Origin of the sequence: Methylobacterium sp. ME121, from assembly GCF_000974725.1 — a bacterium.
Taxonomy (GTDB): domain Bacteria; phylum Pseudomonadota; class Alphaproteobacteria; order Rhizobiales; family Beijerinckiaceae; genus Methylobacterium; species Methylobacterium radiotolerans.
The window spans coordinates 14,950-35,314 of the sequence record NZ_BBUX01000062.1 but is presented as its reverse complement, the minus strand read 5'-3'; the positions used below and the strand labels follow the sequence as shown (position 1 = coordinate 35,314).

Annotated in this window: 15 protein-coding genes; 8 read left to right on the top strand and 7 right to left on the bottom strand. The window is 73.0% G+C overall.

What is annotated here, in order from left to right; translation table 11 throughout:
* Window positions 1-3,645, bottom strand: a 3,645-nt coding sequence (locus ME121_RS26055) for a S8 family serine peptidase (protein ID WP_059409878.1), incomplete at its 3' end; no start/stop codon positions are given.
* A 353-nt stretch (window positions 3,646-3,998) separates the two neighbouring features.
* On the opposite strand from ME121_RS26055, the gene ME121_RS26050 reads away from it, so the two are divergent.
* Entirely contained in the window at window positions 3,999-5,054 is a 1,056-nt protein-coding gene (locus ME121_RS26050; protein WP_059409876.1) for a helix-turn-helix domain-containing protein, read from the top strand.
* A 1-nt stretch (window position 5,055) separates the two neighbouring features.
* On the top strand, window positions 5,056-6,246 hold the full coding sequence (locus ME121_RS26045; protein ID WP_059409875.1) for a transporter substrate-binding domain-containing protein: 1,191 nt from the start codon (window positions 5,056-5,058) through the stop codon (window positions 6,244-6,246).
* Window positions 6,247-6,272: 26 nt separating this feature from the next.
* Here the strand turns inward: ME121_RS26045 and ME121_RS26040 are convergent, their stop codons facing one another.
* The 6 genes from ME121_RS26040 to ME121_RS26015 form a co-directional block, all read right to left on the bottom strand.
* Window positions 6,273-7,646, bottom strand: coding sequence for an LLM class flavin-dependent oxidoreductase (locus ME121_RS26040; protein ID WP_029361045.1), 1,374 nt, complete (start codon window positions 7,644-7,646; stop codon window positions 6,273-6,275).
* Window positions 7,646-8,884, bottom strand: a complete 1,239-nt coding sequence (locus ME121_RS26035; protein WP_024828899.1) for an SfnB family sulfur acquisition oxidoreductase — start codon at window positions 8,882-8,884, stop codon at window positions 7,646-7,648. Before ME121_RS26035 ends, ME121_RS26040 begins: the two co-directional genes overlap by 1 nt.
* Before the next feature lie 10 nt (window positions 8,885-8,894).
* Window positions 8,895-10,163 (bottom strand): SfnB family sulfur acquisition oxidoreductase, encoded by a 1,269-nt coding sequence (locus ME121_RS26030; protein WP_059409874.1) that lies wholly within the window; start codon window positions 10,161-10,163, stop codon window positions 8,895-8,897.
* 100 nt (window positions 10,164-10,263) lie between these two features.
* The gene (locus tag ME121_RS26025) at window positions 10,264-10,917 is read right to left on the bottom strand and encodes a methionine ABC transporter permease (protein WP_059409873.1); all 654 of its coding nucleotides are present in this window, start codon (window positions 10,915-10,917) and stop codon (window positions 10,264-10,266) included.
* 66 nt (window positions 10,918-10,983) lie between these two features.
* On the bottom strand, window positions 10,984-12,138 hold the full coding sequence (locus ME121_RS26020; protein WP_012321146.1) for a methionine ABC transporter ATP-binding protein: 1,155 nt from the start codon (window positions 12,136-12,138) through the stop codon (window positions 10,984-10,986).
* Window positions 12,138-12,938: a MetQ/NlpA family ABC transporter substrate-binding protein gene (locus tag ME121_RS26015; RefSeq protein ID WP_012321145.1), complete on the bottom strand. Its 801-nt coding sequence runs from the start codon at window positions 12,936-12,938 to the stop codon at window positions 12,138-12,140. The genes ME121_RS26020 and ME121_RS26015 overlap by 1 nt, the downstream gene beginning before the upstream one ends.
* Before the next feature lie 561 nt (window positions 12,939-13,499).
* Between ME121_RS26015 and ME121_RS26010 the strand changes: the two genes are divergently transcribed.
* From ME121_RS26010 to ME121_RS25985, 6 genes are all read left to right on the top strand, one after another.
* On the top strand, window positions 13,500-13,706 hold the full coding sequence (locus tag ME121_RS26010; RefSeq protein WP_012321144.1) for a hypothetical protein: 207 nt from the start codon (window positions 13,500-13,502) through the stop codon (window positions 13,704-13,706).
* Between the two features lie 279 nt (window positions 13,707-13,985).
* Window positions 13,986-15,209 carry a metallophosphoesterase family protein gene (locus ME121_RS26005; protein WP_059409872.1) on the top strand — a complete coding sequence of 408 codons (1,224 nt, stop codon included), beginning with the start codon at window positions 13,986-13,988 and terminating at the stop codon, window positions 15,207-15,209.
* A gap of 67 nt (window positions 15,210-15,276) precedes the next feature.
* Window positions 15,277-16,545, top strand: coding sequence for an arsenic transporter (locus tag ME121_RS26000; protein ID WP_059409871.1), 1,269 nt, complete (start codon window positions 15,277-15,279; stop codon window positions 16,543-16,545).
* A gap of 34 nt (window positions 16,546-16,579) precedes the next feature.
* Window positions 16,580-17,515 (top strand): DMT family transporter, encoded by a 936-nt coding sequence (locus ME121_RS25995; RefSeq protein ID WP_043074515.1) that lies wholly within the window; start codon window positions 16,580-16,582, stop codon window positions 17,513-17,515.
* A 12-nt stretch (window positions 17,516-17,527) separates the two neighbouring features.
* A complete protein-coding gene (locus tag ME121_RS25990; RefSeq protein ID WP_012321140.1) occupies window positions 17,528-18,925 on the top strand; it encodes a TAXI family TRAP transporter solute-binding subunit in 1,398 nt (465 codons plus the stop codon).
* A gap of 1 nt (window position 18,926) precedes the next feature.
* The gene (locus ME121_RS25985; RefSeq protein ID WP_245295826.1) at window positions 18,927-20,333 is read left to right on the top strand and encodes an adenylate/guanylate cyclase domain-containing protein; all 1,407 of its coding nucleotides are present in this window, start codon (window positions 18,927-18,929) and stop codon (window positions 20,331-20,333) included.
* Window positions 20,334-20,365: the final 32 nt, after the last annotated feature.

The window sequence follows — 20,365 nt, the reverse complement described above, 5'->3', positions numbered from 1 at the left end:
GTCGCCGGCGCGCGCGCCGAACCCGTACAGCGCGTCGGCCCAGACCCGGCCCTCGCCCACCGCCAGCGGCGCCGCCGCCGCCCCGGCGCCGCCGCGCACCTGCAGCGCCGTCCGGTTCGGGCCCGGGCCCGGATCGCCCGCGCTGAACGCGCCCGCGCCGCCGCCCAGGCCGCGCTGGTGCCGGTCGATCGTGTCGGAGAGCAGCCGGCGCGCGGCGAGGTCGGTCATCACCGCGTCGCCGTAGCTCTGGCCCGACAGGCTCGCCAGCCCGCCCGGCAGGGTCGCCGGGTTGGCCGCGTAGAGCGGGTCGTACACCCGCGCCCGCGCCGCGTCCGGCCGCGTGCCGGCGGCCGGGCGGGCGAGGTCCAGCGCCGCGCCCACGGCCCGGGCGTTGCCGGTCTGGGCGAGGCCGAGCCCGGCGAGGTTGCCGTAGGCGGCGGGGGTGACCACGAGGTCGAGGCCGGTGGCGGCGTAGAGCGCGTCGAAGCGCGTGCCCGCCGGCAGGCCCGCCGCCGGCTGGGCGAGCCCGGTGAACGAGCCCGACAGCCCGGCTTGCGCGGTCAGCACGCCGAAGCGCTGGCCGAGCGCGGGGGTGAAGCCGTTCGTGGCGTTGCCGGTGATGCCGCGCAGTTCCGGCACCAGGGTGCCGTTGGCGGCCACCGTGCCGGTCGGGCCGAGCGCCAGCAGGCGGGCGTAGCTGCCCGCGCCGGTGCCGGTGCCCGGGCCGTCGATGTCGAGGCCGAGGCTGCTGCCGGGGGCGAACGCCACCGGGCCGAGGACGGTGAGCGTGCCGGGGGAGTTGCCCGGCCGCAGGGCACCGGCGACCGTGACCGGGGCCGCGACGGTGCCGATGCCGCGCAGGGTGCCGGCGGCCGCGACCGTGACCGGCGAGGTCCAGAGGCCGTTGAGCGAGAGCGTGCCGGCCTGGACGGTGGTCGGGCCGGAGAAGCGGCCGAGGCCGGTGAGCGTGAGCGTGCCGGGGCCGGCCTTGGTCAGGCTGGTCGGGCTGGCGGTCTCCAGGATGGCGCCGGCGTAGGTCGAGGCGGCCGCGTTGGAGACCGTGAGGGCGCCGTTGCCGAGGACCGCGGAGGCCGGACCCGCGAGGTCGGTGAGCGTGAGGGCGGTGCCGCCGAGGTCGAGGGCGCCGGTGTTGGTCAGGCCGGTGAGCCCGGCGAGCGGGCCGGTGATCTGCAGCAGGCCGGCGTTGGTGAGCGTGCCGTTGTACTGACCGGACAGGCGGGCGACGCCGGTGTTGGTCAGGTCGGCGGTGAGGGTGCCGTCGCTGGCGACGAGGCCGGCGTTGCTGAGGCCGCCGGAGGCGGTGAGGCTGGCGGTCTGGGCGACGGCGACGAGGCCGGCATTGGTGAGGGGGCCGGCGAGGCTGTAGCTGCCGCCGCCCGTGACGGCGAGGGTCGCGCCGGCGGCGTTGGCGAAGGTGCCGGCGCTGGTGACGGTCCCGGACACGGCGAGCAGGCCGGCATTGTTGGCGATAGCGCCGTCGATGCGGCCGGCGCTGGCGAGCACGGTGCCGGCATTGGTCAGGCCGCCGGCAATCGTGCCGCTGGTCGCGAGGAGGCCGGTGTTAGCGACGCCGCCGGCGATGGCGCCGGTGTTGAGGGCCGTGCCGGCGTTGCTCAGTCCACCCGCGAGGGTGCCGGCGTTGACCAGGCTGCCGCTGTTGGCCGCGCCGCCGCCGATGGCGCCGGTGTTGAGGGCCGTGCCGGTGTTGCTCAGGCCGCCCGCGAGGGTGCCAGCGTTGATCAGGCTGCCGCTGTTGGCCACGCCGCCGCCGATGGCGCCGGTGTTGAGGGTCAGACCGGCATTGGTCAGGCCGCCCGTGACGGTGCCGCTGGTGGACAGCGTGCCGCTGTTGGCCACGCCGCCGGCGATCACGCCGTTGCTGAGCGCCGTGCCGGCATTGGTCGCACCTCCGTAGATGGTGCCGGTGTTGATCAGGAGGCCGGCATTGCTGACGCTGCCCTGGGTCCAGCCGGCATTGAGATAGGTGCCCGCACTCTGGACGGAGACCGGTGAGGTCAGGCTGCCGCTGGCGGACAGGAACAGGGTGCCGCCGGCGACGGTGGTCGGTCCGGCATAGGTGTTGGTGCCGGCGAGTTCGAGGGTGCCGAGCCCGACCTTGGTCAGGCCGCCGACGCCGGAGATGGCGTTGGCGAAGCGGCCGTAATAGGCCTGTCCGTTGTAGGTGGTGTTGACGGTCCAGTCGGAGGTGAACTGGCCCGGGCCGTCGATGGCCTTGCCGAGGTTGAGCAGGCCCCAGCCGAAGACGCTGTTCGGCCTGTCGGCGGGTCCGTCACCGAGATGGGTGGCGGTGGTGAACATGGTCTGGGCGATCTGCGGCGCCGTCAGGAACGGGAACGCCTGACGCAGAACAGCGGCGGCCCCGGCCACGTGCGGCGCGGCCATCGAGGTGCCTTGTAGAGATCCATAGTTCGAACCGTTGTAGATCTTATTGCCGTTGACGTCGAAGCCGCTGTAGCCCTGTCCGACCTGCACGGTTGAGAAGATGTCGACGCCTGGTGCTGCGATGCACCACGCCGCTGTAACGCCGCACCAGTTGCTGAAGCTAGCGATCTGCCTGTTTCGATCGACGGCAACCACCGAAACGATGAAGCCGTTAAGTTCCGAGAAATCAATTTTACTCTGATCGACGGGGCCGGTCGGCGCATAGTCAGGGCTGAATTTGCCGTTGGGATCGGTTCCAGGTCTTGTATAAAATTGATAAATGCCGCTGCTGGCATTTTCCGGCTTGATAAATGGATAAAATGCGGCTCCACTCGGATCCTGGGTTACGTCGGGTTGTGTTTTTCGATCATTGCCTGCGGCAAAAACCATGAGCACGTCATGCTGTGCAGCTTCACTGAGAGCTTGAGCCTGATATATATCTGATATGCCGTATTCTTGACGCTCCAATTTCCGATAGGTTGGGTTTGGCAGTCGGTCGACAGTCGGAGAGGACATGACAGGTCCATAACTGCCATTCAGGACTCGAGCATTGTTCTGGGTTGCGGTCTCGATCGCGTCAATTGTATTACGTAGATCAAACAATGATATGATATTGCTATCGAATGCAACTCCCATCATCCCGGTGTTATCGCGAGCGGCGCCAATTGTGCCGGAGACGTGAGTTCCGTGACCGTATTTGATGTCAGTATCGTAGAGTAAAGACGGATTCAGGCCTTGAATGAAATTGCGCGATTGGCTGGAAATTCTTAAGTTAAATTCCGGATTTGTGGGATCGATCCCGCTGTCAATGACCGCAACCAATACGCCTAGCCCGGTATAACCGCGGGCATACGCGGTGGCGGCGTTGATCGCCGCCAAGCCCCAATCGGCTCGATACTCCGGCGTGTCGAACTGGCTCGCCGTCAACGGAACGCCGAACGCATCGAACGTCGAAGGCGAGCGCGCCGGCACGGTCTGCGCCGCCACAGGTCCGAGCGCGAGCGCGAGCGTCGCGAGCGAGCTGCCGACCAGCAATCCCAGGCGCACGGCACCGCGCCGCCGCGTTCCGCCGCCCGCGCCCGTGCTCGGATCACAGGATCCGGTCGTGTTCTCTACGTCGCTATACTTCTGAATCACTGAAATGACCCCCGCCATGTCCGTTTCGGACTTTGCGAGGGGCATAGAAAACGCGACCTTAACGGACTATCGCAGGGCTGCCACAGTCGGGGCCGCGCGCGACATTCTGGTACGGCAAACCCCCATTCTGGGACGGAAGGAACCGTCCGGCGGCTCGCGTGTCAGGATTGATCCGAAAGCTGCGCCCGCGGCGCCCCGATCCGGCGGCCCCCGCGTCGAATCGCACGCCGCCGCGACAAACGACAGTGTACAGCCGCTCAGGTCGGCGGGAGACAGGGGGACTGTCCGGGTGGACACGGCTAACGTGCGGGATGACCGGACCGCGTTGCCACGCGTCAACTTGGGGCAGGCCCTCGTTCTTCATCGGTCGTGCTCACAGCAGGTGTCAGGCTCTACGTATGTCTTCCGAAGAGAGAAACCGGGACCCGGACGCGGCACCGGCCGGGGGTGAGGCGCCGGGCGGCGAGGTCGCCTGCCTGCGGTTCGAGCCGCCGGAGGATCGAGAGGCGCTCGGCCGGGCGTGGCAGGATCACCTCGCGCCGATCTTCGACGTTAGCTTCCGCCCGGAGACCGACCTCACCGTCCCGATCGCGATGCGCAGCTACCACCTCGGCGACCTGCTGGTCGGCGACGTTGTGGCGCCGGCCCACACCCTCGTGCGGACCCGGGAGATGATCGGCCAGCAGGGCCTCGACCACATCCTGCTGCAGTTCTACCGGCGGGGGCAGAGCCGCGTGGAGACCGATCAGGGCACCGGGCCCGTGAACGAGGTCCAGTGCATCGTCTTCGACCTCGCCCAGCCCGTGCGCATCGTGGCGGGCGCCGTCGACGCCACGAACGTCGTGATCCCCCGCGCCCTGCTGGAGAAGCAGGGCTGCCACCCCGACGCCCTGCACGGCCGCTCCCTCGACCACGACGGCGACCCGTTCGGGCGGCTGGTCCACAACTTCATCGCCAACGTGGTCGCCTGCGGCGACCTCCTCGACCGCCGCGAGGCCCTGGCGGCCTCGGCGGCGATCACCCAGCTCTGCGCCAGCTGGCTGCGCGGGCAGGAGGAGGGGCGCCCCGCGCAGCACCAGGACGTCCGGATCCGGGTCCGCCGCCTGGTCGAGGCGGAGCTCGGCAACCCGAAGCTGACGCCCGCCCTGATCGCGACGCGGCTCGGCCTGTCGCGCTCGACCCTGTACCGGCTGTTCGCCCCCAACGGCATCGTGGCGTATATCCGCGACCGCCGCCTCATGGCGGCGATGCGGATGCTCGTGCGCGACGATGCCCCCAAACCCCTGCGCGTCTCGCAGGTCGCCTTCGCGGTCGGCTTCTCGGACGAGCGGACCTTCCGGCGGGCGTTCAAGCGCCGGTTCGGCTTCATCCCGAGCGACGCGTCCCAGCGCCTGGACACCGGTCCCGAACCCGCGCCCGGCGCCGTCCTGCGCAACTGGATCGAGAGCCTCTGACGTGCCGGGCCGGTCCGCCGGACGGCGGCGCGCCGGCGCGCCCGCTCGCGTCCTGTCCCTCTGTCTGTCCCTCTCCCTGTGTTTCGCGGCCGCCGCGCCGCTCGCCGCGGCCCCCGTCCGGGCCGAGACCGCGGACGCGGCCCCCGCGCTCCGCACCGGCGAGCCCGAGACGTGGCGGGTCGCGACGCATCCGGTGCCGCCCCTGGTCATGGACGAGGACGGCCGGCTGCGCGGGTTCAGCATCGATCTCTGGAACGCCGTCGCGCGGGAGCTCGGCGTCCGGACGGCCTATGTGCGCGTCGACGACCTGCCGGCGCTGTTCGCGGCGGTCTCGGACGGGCGCGCGGACCTCGCCATCGCGGCGGTGTCGATCACCGCGGAGCGCGAGCGGCGGTTCGACTTCTCGGTCACGATGCTGGAGACCGGCCTGCGCATCGCCGTCCGGGCGGAGCCGGACGCCACCGGCTCGGCCACCGCGCGGGCCCTCCGGGCGCTCCTGAGCGACGCCGCCTTCCTGCAGGTCCTCCTGGGGCTCGCCGCCCTGATCCTGGCGGTGGCGGCCCTGGTCTGGTGGCTCGAGCGGCGCCACCCCGGCGGCATGGCGGCGCGGGCGCGGCCCGCGCGCGGCTTCGCCCACGTCGTCTGGTGGGCCCTGAGCAGCCTCGCCGCGCAGGCGGAGGAGATGCCGCGCAGCCCCCTGGCGCGGGCCGTCACGGTCGTCTGGCTGTTCACCTGCATCGCCCTGGTGGCGTGGTTCACCGCGGGCCTGACCAGCACGGCCACGGTGGAGCGCCTGCGCGGCGCGGTCAACGGCCCGCAGGACCTGCCGGGCAAGCGGGTGGGCACGGTCGCCGACACCACCTCGGTCGCCTACTTGGCGGACCATTTCGCCACCCCGGTGAGCTTCGCGACGCTGGAGGCGGCCTGCGCGGCCCTGCAGGCCGGCACGGTCGCGGCGGTCGTCTACGACGCCCCCGCGCTGGGCTACTACGCGACCCGGCCCGGCCACGAGGCTCTGCGCCTGGTCGGGGGCGCCTTCAACCGGCAATCCTACGGCATCCTGTTCCCGGCCAACGATCCCCGGCGCAAGCGCGTCAACCAGGCCCTCCTCGGCCTGCGGGAGGACGGCCGCTACGACGAGATCTACGGCCGCTGGTTCGGCTCCGAGAGCGGCGAGTCCCAGGGCCGCTGATCAAGGCCGCTGATCAAGGCCGCTGATCAGGGCCGCTGAGGCGCGCCGCGGTAGGCCTCGGCCGGGTGGCGGGCGGGCAGCCGGTCCCCCTGGCCGAACAGCTTCGCCCGCAGCGAGCCCTCGGCGTAGGCGGTCTTGTAGAGGCCGCGATCCTGCAGCTCCGGGATCACGAGGTCGATGAAGTCGGAGAAGCTCTCCGGCACGACGATCCGGCTGAGGTTGAAGCCGTCGACCTCGCCCTCCGTGATCCAGGCCTGGAGTTCGTCGGCGATCGTCACCGCGTCGCCGGTGAGCACCGCGTAGCGGCTGCCGAGCTGCAGCTCGGCCAGGAGGTCGCGCTTCGTCAGCCCGCGGCTGGCCGCCGCCGCGGTGGCCGACTGGATGGCGTTGCCCGGCGCGTAGGGGATCGGCTCGTCGAGGCCGTAGCGGGCGAAGTCGATCCCCGTGGAGGCGGAGAAATGCGCGAGCCCCGCCTCCGGGCTCGCGTAGGACAGGTACTCGTCCCGCTTGGCTTCGGCCTCCGCGCGCGTCCGTCCGGGGATGATCGCGAGGCCGACGAACACCTTCACGTCGTCGGGATTCCGGCCCGCCGCGACCGCCTCGGCCCGGATGGCGCGGACGGATTCGCGGGCGGTGGCCGGGTCGCGGGCCGAGATGAACACGCACTCGGCGTGGCGGCCCGCGAAGGCGCGGCCGCGGCCCGAGGCGCCGGCCTGGTAGAGGACCGGCGTCCGCTGGGGCGACGGCTCCGACAGGTGGTAGCCCTCGACCGCGAAGTACGCGCCCCGGTGGGTGACCTTGCGGATATGGGCGGGATCGCTGAACACCCGGGCCGCCCGGTCGCGGCGCACGGCCGCGTCGTCCCAGCTGCCCTCCCAGAGCCGGTAGAGCACCTCCAGGTACTCGTCGGCGTAGTCGTAGCGCCGGTCGTGCGCCGGCAGCGTGCCACCGCTCTGGGCGCGGTGGGCGCTGTCGAGGTAGCCGGTGACGACGTTCCAGCCGATCCGGCCGCCCGTCAGGTGATCGAGGGTCGAGAGGCGCCGGGCGAAGGTGTAGGGCGCCTCCTGGTGGACGTTGATCGTCACGCCGAAGCCGAGATGCTCGGTCACCGCCGCCATGGCGGAGATCATCACGGTCGGGTCGTTGACCGGGAGCTGCACGGCCTCCCGGGCGGTGACGTCGATGCCGCCGCCGTAGACGTCGTAGACGCCGATGATGTCGGCGATGAACAGGCCGTCGAACAGGCCGCGCTCCAGGAGCTTCGCCTGCTCGGTCCAGTAGGACAGCGTGTTGTACTCGGCCGAGCGGTCGCGCGGGTGGGTCCAGAGCCCGTGGTTGATGTGGCCCGCGCAGGTCATGGTGAAGGCGTTCAGCAGGATCTGCTTCGTCGCGGCGGCCATCAGAGCGCTCCGTGCCGGGGCGGCTGCCGGCCGTCGAGGTGGTAGGCGCCGATCCAGTGGTACTTCCACCGCACCGGATCGTGCAGGGTGTGGGTGCGGACGTTGCGCCAGTAGCGGTCGAGCGCCTCGGCCCGGTCGGTGGCGGAGGTGCCGCCGAGCTCGACGAGCTTGTTGGCCGCGAGCAGGCCGGCCCGGTGGCTCGCGGCCCGGGCCTCCGCCACCGCCACGGAGGCGGCCGCGACGCTGTCGGCGTCGGGGGCGGCCTGGGCGGCGTCCACGTAGCGGCCGGCGCGCGCCAGCAGGGCGTCGGCCGCCGCGAGGCGCACCTGGACGTCGCCCAGCGCGTGGAGGGTCAGCGGATCCTCGCTGGCCCGGGCGACGCCGGAATCGATCCACGGCCGGGCGCGGTCTCGCACGAGGGGCAGGGTCGCCGCGAAGGCGCCCGCGCCGATGCCGAGATCGATCCCGGCGTGCAGGATCTGCGCGAAGGGGCCGATCGCGGTCGGCCGCTCCAGCGAGGCCTGGAACGGCACCACCCAGTCGGGCTCCACGGCGACGCGCTCGAACAGGACCGAGCCCGAGCCGGTGAGCCGCTGCCCGAACCCGTCCCAGTCGTCGACCAGGGTCACGCCGGGCGCGTCCCGGGGGACGAAGACGAGGTAGGCGACCGCCCGCCCCTCCTCCTCGGCGCTGGCCAGGGTGGGGATGCGGTGGGCGTAGAGCGAGCCGGTGCAGTAGTATTTGCGGCCCTCGACATACCAGCCGGCCGGGTCGCGCACGAGCCGGGTGCGGCGGGTGTGGTCGCGCGCGCCGATCTCGGCCAGCGCGTTGCCGAAGCGCTCGCCCGCCAGGACGCGGCCGTAGAGGGCGCGCTTCTGGGCCTCGGTGCCGCCGTTGCGGAGCACCTCCAGGGCGTAGAAGTGGTTCTGCGGGATCTGGCCGAGGGAGCCGTCCGCCGCGGCGATCCGGGCGATCACCTGGGCGACCGTGGCGCTGTCGAGGCCGGGGCCGCCGTACTCCCTCGGCACCGTGATCGCCCAGAGGCCGGATTCGGCAAAGCGCGCGATCTCGGCGACCGGCAGGCGGCGCTCCAGGTCGCGCGCGGCGGCGGCCTCGGCGAAGTCCTCCGCCAGCCGGTCGGCGACGGCGAGCGCCGCGGCGGCGTCCGGAAGGACCGGCACCGGGCGCGGCGGCGCGGGTGCCTGCGTGTAGGCGGTCTCGTGGGGCTGGAGCGGCATCGCCCGGTCCTCAGTTCCACTGGTGCCGGGCGGGCAGCACGCCGTTCAGGGCGTGGTTGCCGAGGAGGTGGTACTTCCACCGGACCGGGTCGTGCAGGGTGTGGACCCGGGCGTCACGCCAGTACCGGCCGAGATTGTACCCGTCGCGGGTCGCCGAGGCGCCGGCGAGCTCGAGCAGCCGCTCGGAGGCCTCCAGGGCCGCCTCGGTGGTCAGGATCTTGGCCTGCGCCACCGCCACCGAGGCCTCGGCCGCGCTCTGGGCGGTGACGGGGGCCGCGGCGATCCGGTCGAGCGCCCTCCCGGCCCGCGCCAGGACCTCCTCGGCGGCGTGCAGGTCGACCGTGAGCCGCCCGATCTCGCCGAGGATGTGGGGATCCTCCGCGACGGTCTCGGCGGTGAAGGGATAGGGCCGGGTCCGGGTGCGCAGGAAGTCGAGGGCGGCGGCGGCCGCGCCCCGGGCGAGCCCGGCGTCGATCGCCGCGTGGATCAGCTGCGAGACCGGCCCGAACAGGCCCGGGCGCCAGGCCAGGGGCGCGAGGTCGATCGTCAGATCCGCCTCGACCGGGGCCTGCGCGAAGATCACGGTGCCGCTCGCCGTGGTGCGCTGGCCGAAGCCCTGCCAGTCGTCCGCCACCCGCACGCCGGGGGCGTCCCGGCGCACGAAGACCAGGAGCGGGCCCCCGTCGGGGCCGACCGCCCGGGTCGGGATCCAGTGGGCGAAGAGCGCGCCCGTGGAGTAGAAGCGCGTGCCGCTGAGCCGCGGGCCCTCCGGCCCGGCGGTCAGCCGCGTGTCCACGTTGGTGATGGCCTTGCCGTTGCGGGCGGGGCCGGCATTGCCGATCCGGTGGCCGGCGAGCACGTCGCGGTAGATCCGCGCCTGCTGGGCGGGGCTGGCGGCGGCCGCGACCAGCGCCAGGACGCCGAACTGGTTCTGGGGGATCTGCGCCGCCGAGCCGTCGGCGGCGGCGAGGATCGCGAAGACCTCCGCGAGCGTCGCGTGCGAGACCCCGGCGCCGCCATGGGCGCGCGGCACCGTGATGCCGCCGAGCCCGCTCTCCGTGAAGGCCGCGATCTCCGCCCAGGGCAGGCGCCGGTCCCGGTCGCGCTCGGCCGCGCCCGCCGCGAAGACCCGGGCCACGGCCCGCGCGGCCGCGAGCGCCTCGGCGTCCGAGCGGATCCGGTGCGGCGGCGACGGCGGCGGGGGCAGCGGTGGGGGCAGCGGCGGGGTCAGCGGCTCGGCCGCCCCGTCGGCGGCGGATTCGTCCACGTTCAGGCTCATGTGTGCAGGCTCACGGGTTCAGCCTCACGGATTCGGCCTCAGGGATGCGGCCTCACGGTCGGACCGCCGCGAGCCGGGCGCGGGCCGGGGCGCGGGGCCGTCAGCAGGCCCGGAGCCGCCGCACCGCGGTGTCGCCCGCGAACTGGACCACGCACACGAGGGCGATCAGGATCGCGATCACCACCACCATCACGGTGGTGTCGAAGCGCTGGTAGCCGTACCGGATCGCGACGTCCCCGAGGCCGCCCGCGCCCACCGCGCCGGCCATCGCGGAGGCGCCGATCATCGCCACCACCGTGATGGTGAAGCCGGCCACGATGCCCGGCAGCGCCTCGGGCAGGAGCACGTGGGCGAGGATGTGCCGGCGCCGGCAGCCGATGGACTGGGCGGCCTCGATCAGGCCGGCATCCACCTCCCGCAGCGACACCTCGGCGATCCGGGCGAAGAACGGGGTCGCGCTCACCGAGAGCGGCACGATCGCCGCCCAGACGCCGATCGTGGTGCCGGCCACCAGCCGGGTGAACGGGATCAGCGCCACCAGCAGCACGATGAAGGGCACGGCCCGGAAGCCGTTGACCACGGTCCCGACCACCCGGTTGGCCACCGGCGCCGGGAAGATGCCGCCGGGCCCGGAGGTGACGAGGAACAGCGCCAGGGGAATACCGGCGAGCACGGCGATCCCGGCCGAGACCCCGACCATGAGCGCGGTGTCGAGGAAGGCCTGCCAGAGGCGCTCGATCATCTGCGGTGACATGGCGGGTCTCCGGGTTCGGGGTGCGGGGCGGTCGGGGTATCGGGTGGAGAGCGGTGCCGCATCGCCTCACCCCACCGCCGCGTCGGCGGGGACGTAGCCGACCCGCTCCACGTCGTCGCCGAGCGCCCGCAGCCGCGCCTCCGCGCCCGGATCCTCGGCCGGGACGGCCACCAGCATCCGGCCGACCGCGTGGCCCTGGATCCGCTCGATGCCCGCCTGGAGCAGCCGCACCGGCGCCCCGGCCCCCGCGAGGCCCGCGAGGTCGAGCGCGGCCCGGCCCGAGCAGGTGATCCGCAGGATCGCCCAGCCGCCCGGCGCGGGCAGCGACTGCAGCCGGGCCGCCAGATCCGGCGGCAGGCCGCGGGTCAGGGGTTCGAGCAGCGCCCGCGTGGTCGGGTGCTCGGGCGCCCCGAAGACGCGCCAGACCGGCCCGGTCTCGACGACCCGGCCGCCCTCCAGCACCACCACGTCGCTGCAGATCTCGCGGATCACGCTCATCTCGTGGGTGATCAGGATGATGGTGATCCCGAGCCGCCGGTTGATGTCGCGCAGCAGGTCGAGGATCGCCAGCGTCGTCTCCGGGTCGAGGGCGGAGGTCGCCTCGTCGCAGAGCAGGATCTCCGGATCGCTCACGAGCGCCCGGGCGATGCCGACCCGCTGCTTCTGGCCGCCGGAGAGCCGCGACGGGTAGGTGTCGGCCTTGTCCTCCAGGCCGACGAGGCGCAGGGCCTCCGCGACCCGCGGGCCGATCGCGCGCCGGGGGACCCCCGCGACCGTCAGCGGCAGCGCCACGTTCTGCCGGACGGTCTTGGCCGCCAGCAGGTTGAAGTGCTGGAAGATCATGCCGATGCGCCGGCGCAGGGCCACGAGCCCGTCGGTGTCGAGGGCGTCGATCGGGGCGCCGTCGACCAGGACCCGGCCCGAGGTCGGCGCCTCCAGCCGGTTGACCGTGCGCAGGAGGCTCGACTTGCCCGCCCCCGAGCGGCCGATGATGCCGAAGATCGCGCCGGCGGGGATCGCGAGGTCCACCCGGTCGAGCGCCGGCACCGGCCCGGCGGCGGAGCGGTAGGTCTTCGAGACGGACTCGAACCGCACCGTCCCGGCCTCCCGGCCGGGCGCGGCGGCAGGGGCCCGGGCGGCGGTCGCCGCGCCCGGGCCTACCCGTCCGGCCGCGGCCGGCGTGCCCGGATCGCGCAGGCTGTCGAAGATCAGGCCGACCATCAGTTCTGCCACGCCAGCAGGTAGAGCTTGTCGCTGTTGGCGAAGGACTTGCGGATCTGCTGTTTCACGGCCTCCGAGTTCTGGAAGAGCGTCACGAATTTCCGGATCACGGGGTCCTCCTTGCGGGCGGCCTTGGTGACGAAGCTCACGGCGAAGCGCCGGTCCTCGATACCGGAATAGATCAATCCGCTGGTCGGGTCGAAACTGCCGGCCGCCACGATGAAGTGCGGGTAGCCGAGGGCGAGGTCGACGTCGCCGGTGATCCGCGCCAGCTGCGGCCCCTCGACCTCGGTGAAGCGCAGTGTCTTCGGGTTCTCGACGACGTCGTCGAGGGTGCCGAGGAAGCCGACACCGTCCTTCAGCTTGATCAGCCCGGCCTTCTGGAGGAGCAGCAGGCCGCGGCCCTGGTTCACCGGGTCGTTGGCGATCGCCACCGTGCCGCCCACCGGGATCTGGTCGAAGCCCTTATGCTTCAGGGAGTACAGGCCGATATTGGACAGGATCCCGAGCCCGACGATGTCGAACGCGTAGCCCTTCTGCTTGGCGGCATTCTCCATGAAGGGGCGGTGCTGGAAGAAGTTCACGTCGATGTCGCCGGCATCGAGGGCGACGTTGGGCGTCGTCCAGTCGCTGAACTCGACCACCTTCACGTCGAGGCCCTCGGCCTTGGCCTCCCGGGCCGCCACCGTCACGGCGTCGCCGTAGGCGCCGGGCACGACGCCGATCCTGAGGGTCTCCGCCCCGGCCGGCAGGGCGCCGAGGCTGAGCGCCGCGACGGCGAGGAGACGCAGGAACTTCATCGGGCGGGACTCTGGCGGGAATGGGCGGGGGCAAGTCCGGCGGTCGGGCCGTGACGGATCGCTCCGCATCCGAAGGCAAGATCCGGAAGCATGCGGGAACTATCCATCAGGTCGACAGGCGCCGTCTCACGCGGAGGATCGTCTCGCGTCAGGTTTAGATCAGCCCGACCCGCCCCGAAATTCCAAAGATCTTCGCTCGACGACACGAACGATCTCCCGATTCCCCCGAACCGGAGATGCGAATGCTGCGCGCTCCGCGAGGCGCCGTTCCGGCCCCGTCGCGCGGGGCGTCCGGTCGCGGGGACGCGGCGCCCGGCCGGGTCTCGGGCGGGCGAGCGGGCGGCCGAATACAGGTCGCTCCCGCACGCGGGGCGCCGGAACACGCCTTGTCGGTCCGGGTTGAACCTGCGATTATCCAGTCATCGCAACGGCTTAGTGAAGATCATGCTCTTCCGCGAGCACTCCGCGAACGAAACCTTCTCCGACGGCCGCGATCCCGGGGATGAGCCTTCCCGGATCGGGGAGATACCCCGCGGCCCGGTCCCCGCGGCTCGGTCCGGCATGGCCGACCCGGCCGTCGCGCCGGGCGACGAGGTGGTCTTCGACCGGCTCGACCTCGCCGAGATCCTCGGGATCTGGCGCCATGCCCGCGGCCGGGTCGTAGGGCTCCACCGCCCCTGGGGCGCGGCCGCCACCGTGGACGTGAAGTTCGAGGGGCACGAGACCCTGGAACGCTACCTGCCGGACCTGTTCCGGCGCGCGCACTGAGCGGCGGGTTCACCGGCTGACAGCGCCGGGCACTGTCGGCTGAGACGACATCGAGTGTCTGCTTTCACGACACTTCCGATCGACCGGCCGCGGATCGGGCCGGCGCTCACGAAAATGTAGGGTCCCGCCGGCGCGCGCCCGCCCCCGGGGCTGGAACCCCGCCGTCTCCGAAACGTCGGGCCGGTCGCGAGCGCCGCGGCCGATTCCCGGCCGGGGTGGACGAGCCTGTCCGGGGGGCACGATGGCTCAGGGCAATCATAGACCGCGCGCGGGCGCGCCATGACGGCGAGCCACGGCGTGTTCGCCTTCGCGCATATCGGCGACCTCCACCTGGAGCGGGCCTCCGATCCCCACGCTGCCGACCTGCGGGCGATGCTCGCGGAGGTGGCGGGGCTGCACGGCCGCGGCCTCGTCGACTTCGCCTACCTGCCCGGCGACCTCGCCGAGGACGGCCGGGCGGAGCAGTACGCGGTCCTGCGCGAGGCCCTGGACCGGCACCCGGACCTGCCGGTGCGCCTGATCGCCGGCGACCACGACCGCCAGCACGGCACGATGGCGGATTTCGACGCCCTGTTCGCCGCGGTGGCGGGCAGCCCGCGCGGCGGCGGCCACGCGGCGCGGCGCCACGACCTGCCGCGCCCGCGCGACCCGGCCCCCGTGACGCACTACTACTTCGCCGAGACCTGGGCGGGCGTGCGCTGCCTGTTCCTCGACATGGTCAGCCCCGGCTACGGCCAGAAGGGCTTCGGCCTCGACTTCCGCCTCGGCCCCTGCCAGCTCGCGTGGCTCGGCGAGGAGCTGGCCCGGGCCGGGCGGGAGGGCCTGCCCTGCGCGGTCTTCGCCCACACCTACCCGGACGATCTCCGCGTGCCCGACGAGCGGGCGGCGCTCGCCGGCCTGATCCGCCATCACGGCGTGCGCCTCGTCGAGATGGGCCACACCCACTACAACGAGCTCGCCCCGGACGGGCGCACCCTCTACGCCGCGGCCCGCTCGGTCGGCCAGAACGAGGACGGCTCGGTCGGCTACGCGGTCGCGGCGATCGACGGTCCGGTGACGAGCTGGCGGTTCAAGCCCCTCGACCGCGCGCTGCCCTTCGTGATGATCACGAGCCCCGCCGACCGGCGCCTCGCCACGGCGCCCCTCGACGCCGCCGACGGCGCGATCTCGGTGCGCGCCCTGGTCCTGTCGGACCGGCCGCAGGCCGCGTGGCGCTGCGCCCTGCGCGTCGACGACGGGCCGCCCCACGCGATGGCGCCCGACGGGCCCCGCACCGTCCATGCAAGGATCCCCTGGCGGGAGGGCGCGCGCCGGCTCGCCGTCACGGTCACGGACGGCACGGGGCACACCGACACCGAGGTGATCGAGCCGGTGGGCCGCAGCTTCGTCCCGCCGCCGGCCCCCGACCGCCCCGGCAGCGACGCGTCCCGGCTGCCCGCCTGGCCGCAGAAGGGGCTCCGGGGCGACCAGCTCGGGCCGAACCGCAACGGCCGGGACTGGTAGCCGGTCCCGACCGAATCGCGGCACACCGCACCGCACGATCCACCCCACCAGAGGACCACCGCAACCGATGGGCGCGCTGACGCTGACCCCCAACATCGCGACCTGGACGATCGCCGCCCTCGCGACCCTCGGCGTCATCCTGCGGCCGTTCGCGTGGCCGGAGGCGATCTGGGCCGTGCTCGGCGCGGGCGCCCTCGTGGCCCTCGGGCTGCTCGCCCCGGCCACCGCCTGGGACGGCGTCCTGAAGGGGACCGACGTCTACCTGTTCCTCGTCGGCATGATGCTGATGTCGGAGGTCGCCCGGAAGGAGGGCCTGTTCGACTGGCTCGCGTCGATCGCCGTGCGCGCCGCCAGGGGCTCGGCGACCCGGCTGTTCACCCTCGTGTACCTCGTCGGCACCGCCGTCACGGTGTTCCTGTCGAACGACGCCTGCGCGGTGGTGCTGACGCCGGCCGTCTACGCGGCCACCAAGGCCGCCAAGGTGGAGAACCCCCTCCCCTACCTGTTCATCTGCGCCTTCATCGCCAACGCGGCGAGCTTCGTGCTGCCGATCTCGAACCCGGCCAACCTCGTGGTCTTCGCCGAGCACATGCCGCCGCTGGTGCGCTGGCTCGGCCTGTTCGCCCTGCCCTCGCTGCTGGCCATCGCGACGACCTACGCGGTGCTGCGGCTGACCCAGGCGAAGACCCTGCGCGGGCAGCAGGTCGCCACCGACGTCGAGGCCGTGGCGCTGTCCCGCACCGGCCTCGTGGCGGGGATCGGCATCGTGGCGACCGGCGGCGTGCTGATCGCCGCCTCGGCGCTCGGCCTCGACCTCGGCCTGCCGACCTTCGTGGCCGGCCTCGCCACCACGGTCGTCGTGCTGCTGCTCAAGCGCGGCGGCCTCGTCGAGGTGGCCAAGGACGTGTCGTGGAGCGTGCTGCCGCTGGTGGCCGGGCTGTTCGTCCTGGTGGAGGCGCTGGAGAAGACCGGCGTGCTCGCCATGCTGGCGGACCTCCTCAAGGGCTACGCCCACGCCGCCCCGGAGGCCACCGCCTGGGGGGCGGGCGGCCTGGTCGCGGTGCTGTGCAACCTCGTCAACAACCTGCCGGCCGGGCTGATCGCGGGCGCCGCCGTGCAGACCGCCCACGTGCCCGAGAAGGTGGCGGGCGCGATCCTGATCGGCGTCGACCTCGGGCCGAACCTGTCGGTGACGGGCTCGCTCGCCACGATCCTCTGGCTCACCGCCATCCGCCGCGAGGGCCAGGATGTCGGCGCCTGGACCTTCCTCAAGCTCGGCCTGCTGGTGATGCCGCCGGCCCTCGCGCTGGCGCTCGCCGGCCTGCTCCTCGTCTGACCCTCCCTCCCCGCCAACCCGAAGGTCCGCGCGCGTGACGGCTGCCCTCCTCTATCCCTTCATCCTGGTGGCGGGCGCGCTGCAGGCGATCGGCAACGCCATGAACGCGCAGCTGCGCGGCCGCATGGTCAATCCGTGGCTCGCCGCGACGGTGTCGTTCCTGCCGATCGTCTTCGTGTTCACGACCCTGTTCCTCACCATGCCGACGCCGCTGCCGAGCCTCGACTCCTTGAGCAAGATGCCCTGGTACGCGCCGCTCGGCGGCCTGGCCGGCGCGGTCGCGGTGTTCGGCGGGCTCGCCTTCATCGACAAGGTCGGCGCCGGGCCGTTCAACGGCCTGACGCTCACCGCCAACATCCTCACCTCCCTGGCCATGGACGCGCTCGGCCTGTTCGGCCTGCAGGCCGCGGGTTTCAAGCCGATGCCCTGGCTCGGCGGCCTGCTGATGGCGGTGGGCGTGACCTTCATCGCGCGCTCGGGCGGCAAGAGCGACGGCGGCGAGGGGCAGGGCGAGGGGCACGGGATGTCGGGCAAGCTGCTCTACCCGTTCATCCTCGTGGCCGGCGCCCTGATGGCGATCGGCGTGGTCTGGAACGCGCAGCTCCGCGGCGCCCTGGAGAACCCCTGGCTCGCCGCGACGGTCTCCTTCGTCCCGGTCGTGTTCGTGTTCGCGCTGATGTTCCTGCTGCGGCCGTCGCCGCTGCCGACCCGGGACGACATCGCGGGCGTCCGCTGGTGGATGCCGCTGGCCGGCCTCACCGGGGCGGTGGCGGTCTTCGCCGGGCTGCTCTTCGTCGACAAGGTCGGGGCCGGCGCCTTCAACGGCCTGCTGATCACCGCGAACCTCCTGACCTCGGTGGCACTCGACCATTTCGGCTGGTTCGGCATGAAGCGGGTCAAGGCCGGGCCGCCGCGCCTGATCGGCGCCGCCCTGATGGTCGGCGGCATCGTGCTGATCTCGCTGTTCTGAGCGCCCGGGCCGATGGCGACCCTCCCCGCCTGGATCCTGCGCCGGGAGACCCTGCTCCTGGCCGGGGCCGCCCTCCTGGGCGCGGGCGGGGTCGCGGCCTGGGTCCTGCTCCAGGCAACGGTCCTGACCATCGCGGTCGCGCCGCGCGACGGCACCGAGCCCGGCCTGATCAAGGCCTACGCGGACGCGCTCGACGCCGCGCACGAGAAGGTCCGGCTGAGGATCCTGTCCTTCGACGACGTGCGCGAGAGCGCCGCCGCCCTGCAGGACGGGCGGGCCGACCTCGCGGTGGTCCGCCCCGACGTGCTGCTCCCGACCAACGGCCTGACCCTGGCGATCCTGCGCGACCAGGCGATGGTCATCGCCTCGCCCGAGCAGGCCGGGATCACCAGCTTCCCGAAGCTCGCCGGCAAGCGGCTCGGCATCGCGGCGCACCGGGACGCCGATCTCTGGCTGCTCCGGAATCTCCTCGGCTATTACGGGCTCACCCTGGAGGAGGCCGCCGGCCCGGCCCGGGACTCGGCGGTCCTGCTGGTCCCGGTCGACCAGGAGGCGGTGGCCGCCGCCTTCCGCGAGCGGCGGATCGACGCCTTCGTCAGCATCATCGCGCCCTCGGCACCCAAGGCGCTGGCCCTGGTCTCGGCCGTGCAGGGCGTCGCCCGCGGCGGCAAGGTGGCGTTCGTCGCCGTGGAGGATGACGGCGCCGTGATCGAGCGCTTCCCGCGGCTCCAGGCGGTCACGGTCCCGGGCGGCCTGTTCGGCGGCCGGCCGAAGCTGCCGGCCGACGACGTGAAGACGGTGGGCGCCTCGTACCGGCTGATGGCCCGCGCCTCCCTGAGCCGGGTCGTGGCAGCCGACGTGACCCAGCAGCTCTTCGAGAAGCGCACCGCCGCCGCGCAGGCGACGGACGCCGCCGAGTACGTCCAGGCCCCGGCCTACGACACGACCGTGGCGGCCACCAGCGCCCGGATCCCGATCCATCCGGGGGCGATCGACTACTACGAGCGCGACCAGCACGGCTTCATCGAGCGCTACGGCGACACGCTCTACCTCCTCGGCGCACTGGCGGGCGGGCTCGTCTCGGTGCTGGCCTGGATCCGGCAGCGCCTCGCCGGCCTGCGCCGCGAGCGCATCGACGAGATCATGGACCGGCTCCTGGAGATCGCCGGGCAGGCCCGGGCGCTGCGCGACCCGGCGGCGATCGAGGCGCTCACCGTCGAGGTCGACGCGCTGGCCATGGACGTGGTGCGCTACGCCCGGGCGCGGGAGCCGGACACCCGGACCATGTCGGCGGCGTCCGTCGCCATCGACACGGCGCGGGCGACCATCGCGGATTGCCGGGCGCGGGCGGCCGGGGACGGGGGGCGGACCGGGCGCGCCGTCCGGCTGCACGGCGCGGGCGGGGCCTGACATGTCCGCTCCAGCCACCGCGCCCGCAGCGGACGGGAGCGAGGCCGCGACGCGTGCCTCCGTCCGGGCACGCGTCGCGGCGCGGGTGCAGCGGTCCCTGCGCTCGCGCACCGTGGCGTGGATGACGGTGGGCCTCGCCACGATCCTGGTGATGACCGCCATCGCGCTGGGCGCCTTCGTGTACCAGCAGCGCGGCGTCGACGCCGTGCGCCACACCGTGGCGGTGGACGGGCGCCTCGCCCGGGTGCTGTCGGCGGTGCAGGACGCCGAGACCGGCCAGCGCGGCTACCTGCTCACCGGCGACGCGGCCTTCCTGATGCCCTTCACCGAGGGGCGGGTGAACGTCGACCGGCAGCTCGACCTCCTGCGCGACCTCGTCCAGGACGATCCCGACCAGCGGGGCGAGCTCGACACCCTGGCCGGGCTGATCCGCCGGAAACTCGACGAGCTCGGCGCCAGCGTCGCCCTCATGCGCGCCGGCGACGGCGCCGCGGCCCGCGCCTCCGTGGCGGACGGGCGCGGCAAGCAGGTGATGGACGCGATCCGCGACCGCGTGCGCCGCATGGAGGCGCACGAGGCGGACCGGATGGAGCGGCGGCAGGCGACGGTGTCGCGGATCGCCCTGGCCATCTGGGTCATGGTCGGCGCCCTCGCCGTCCTGTTCGTGCTGTTCGCCGCCTCGGCCCTGCGGGAGGCGACCCGGCGCAACCGGCTGTCGCGGTTCCTGCCGCAGGAGCTGGTCCTGCGTCTCGCCGACGGCGACGGCAGCCTGAAGGCCGGCCGCCGGCAGCAGGCCGCCATCGTGTTCGTCGACATGCGCGGCTCGACCACCCTGGCCGAGAGCCTCGATCCGCACCGGCTCTCCGAGTTCCTGTCCGCCTTCCGGCGACGGGTGACGCGCCTCGCCCGCCTGCGGGGCGGGGTGGTCGACAAGTTCATCGGCGACGGTGCCCTGGTGGTGTTCGGCCTGCCCGAGCCGCGGCCCGACGATGCCGCCCGCGCCCTCGCCTTCGCCCAGGACCTCGTCGCGGTGATCGCCCGCTGGACCGACAGGAGCGGGCCCGCGCGGACCGTGCGCATCGGCGTCGGGGTGCATTACGGCGAGGTGTTCTGCGGGATCATCGGCGAGGCGGCGCGCTACGAGTTCACCGTGCTGGGCGACGCCGTCAACGTCGCCGCCCGCCTCGAGCAGGCGACCAAGCTCCACGGCGTCCCGATCCTGGTCTCGGAGGCCGCGCGCCGCGCCGCCGGGGCGCCGGCCGAGGCGTGGCGGGAAGTCAGCCGCGAGCCCCTGCGGGGACGCCGGGAGCGCATGGCCTACCACACGCCCGCCGATCCCGGATCGGCCGGATCCAACCCCCATCGGGAAGAAGATATCGCGTCCTCGGCGGTCGAAGCGGCTCTCTGAGAAGAACCTGTCTGTTACTGAGACCGGATGGA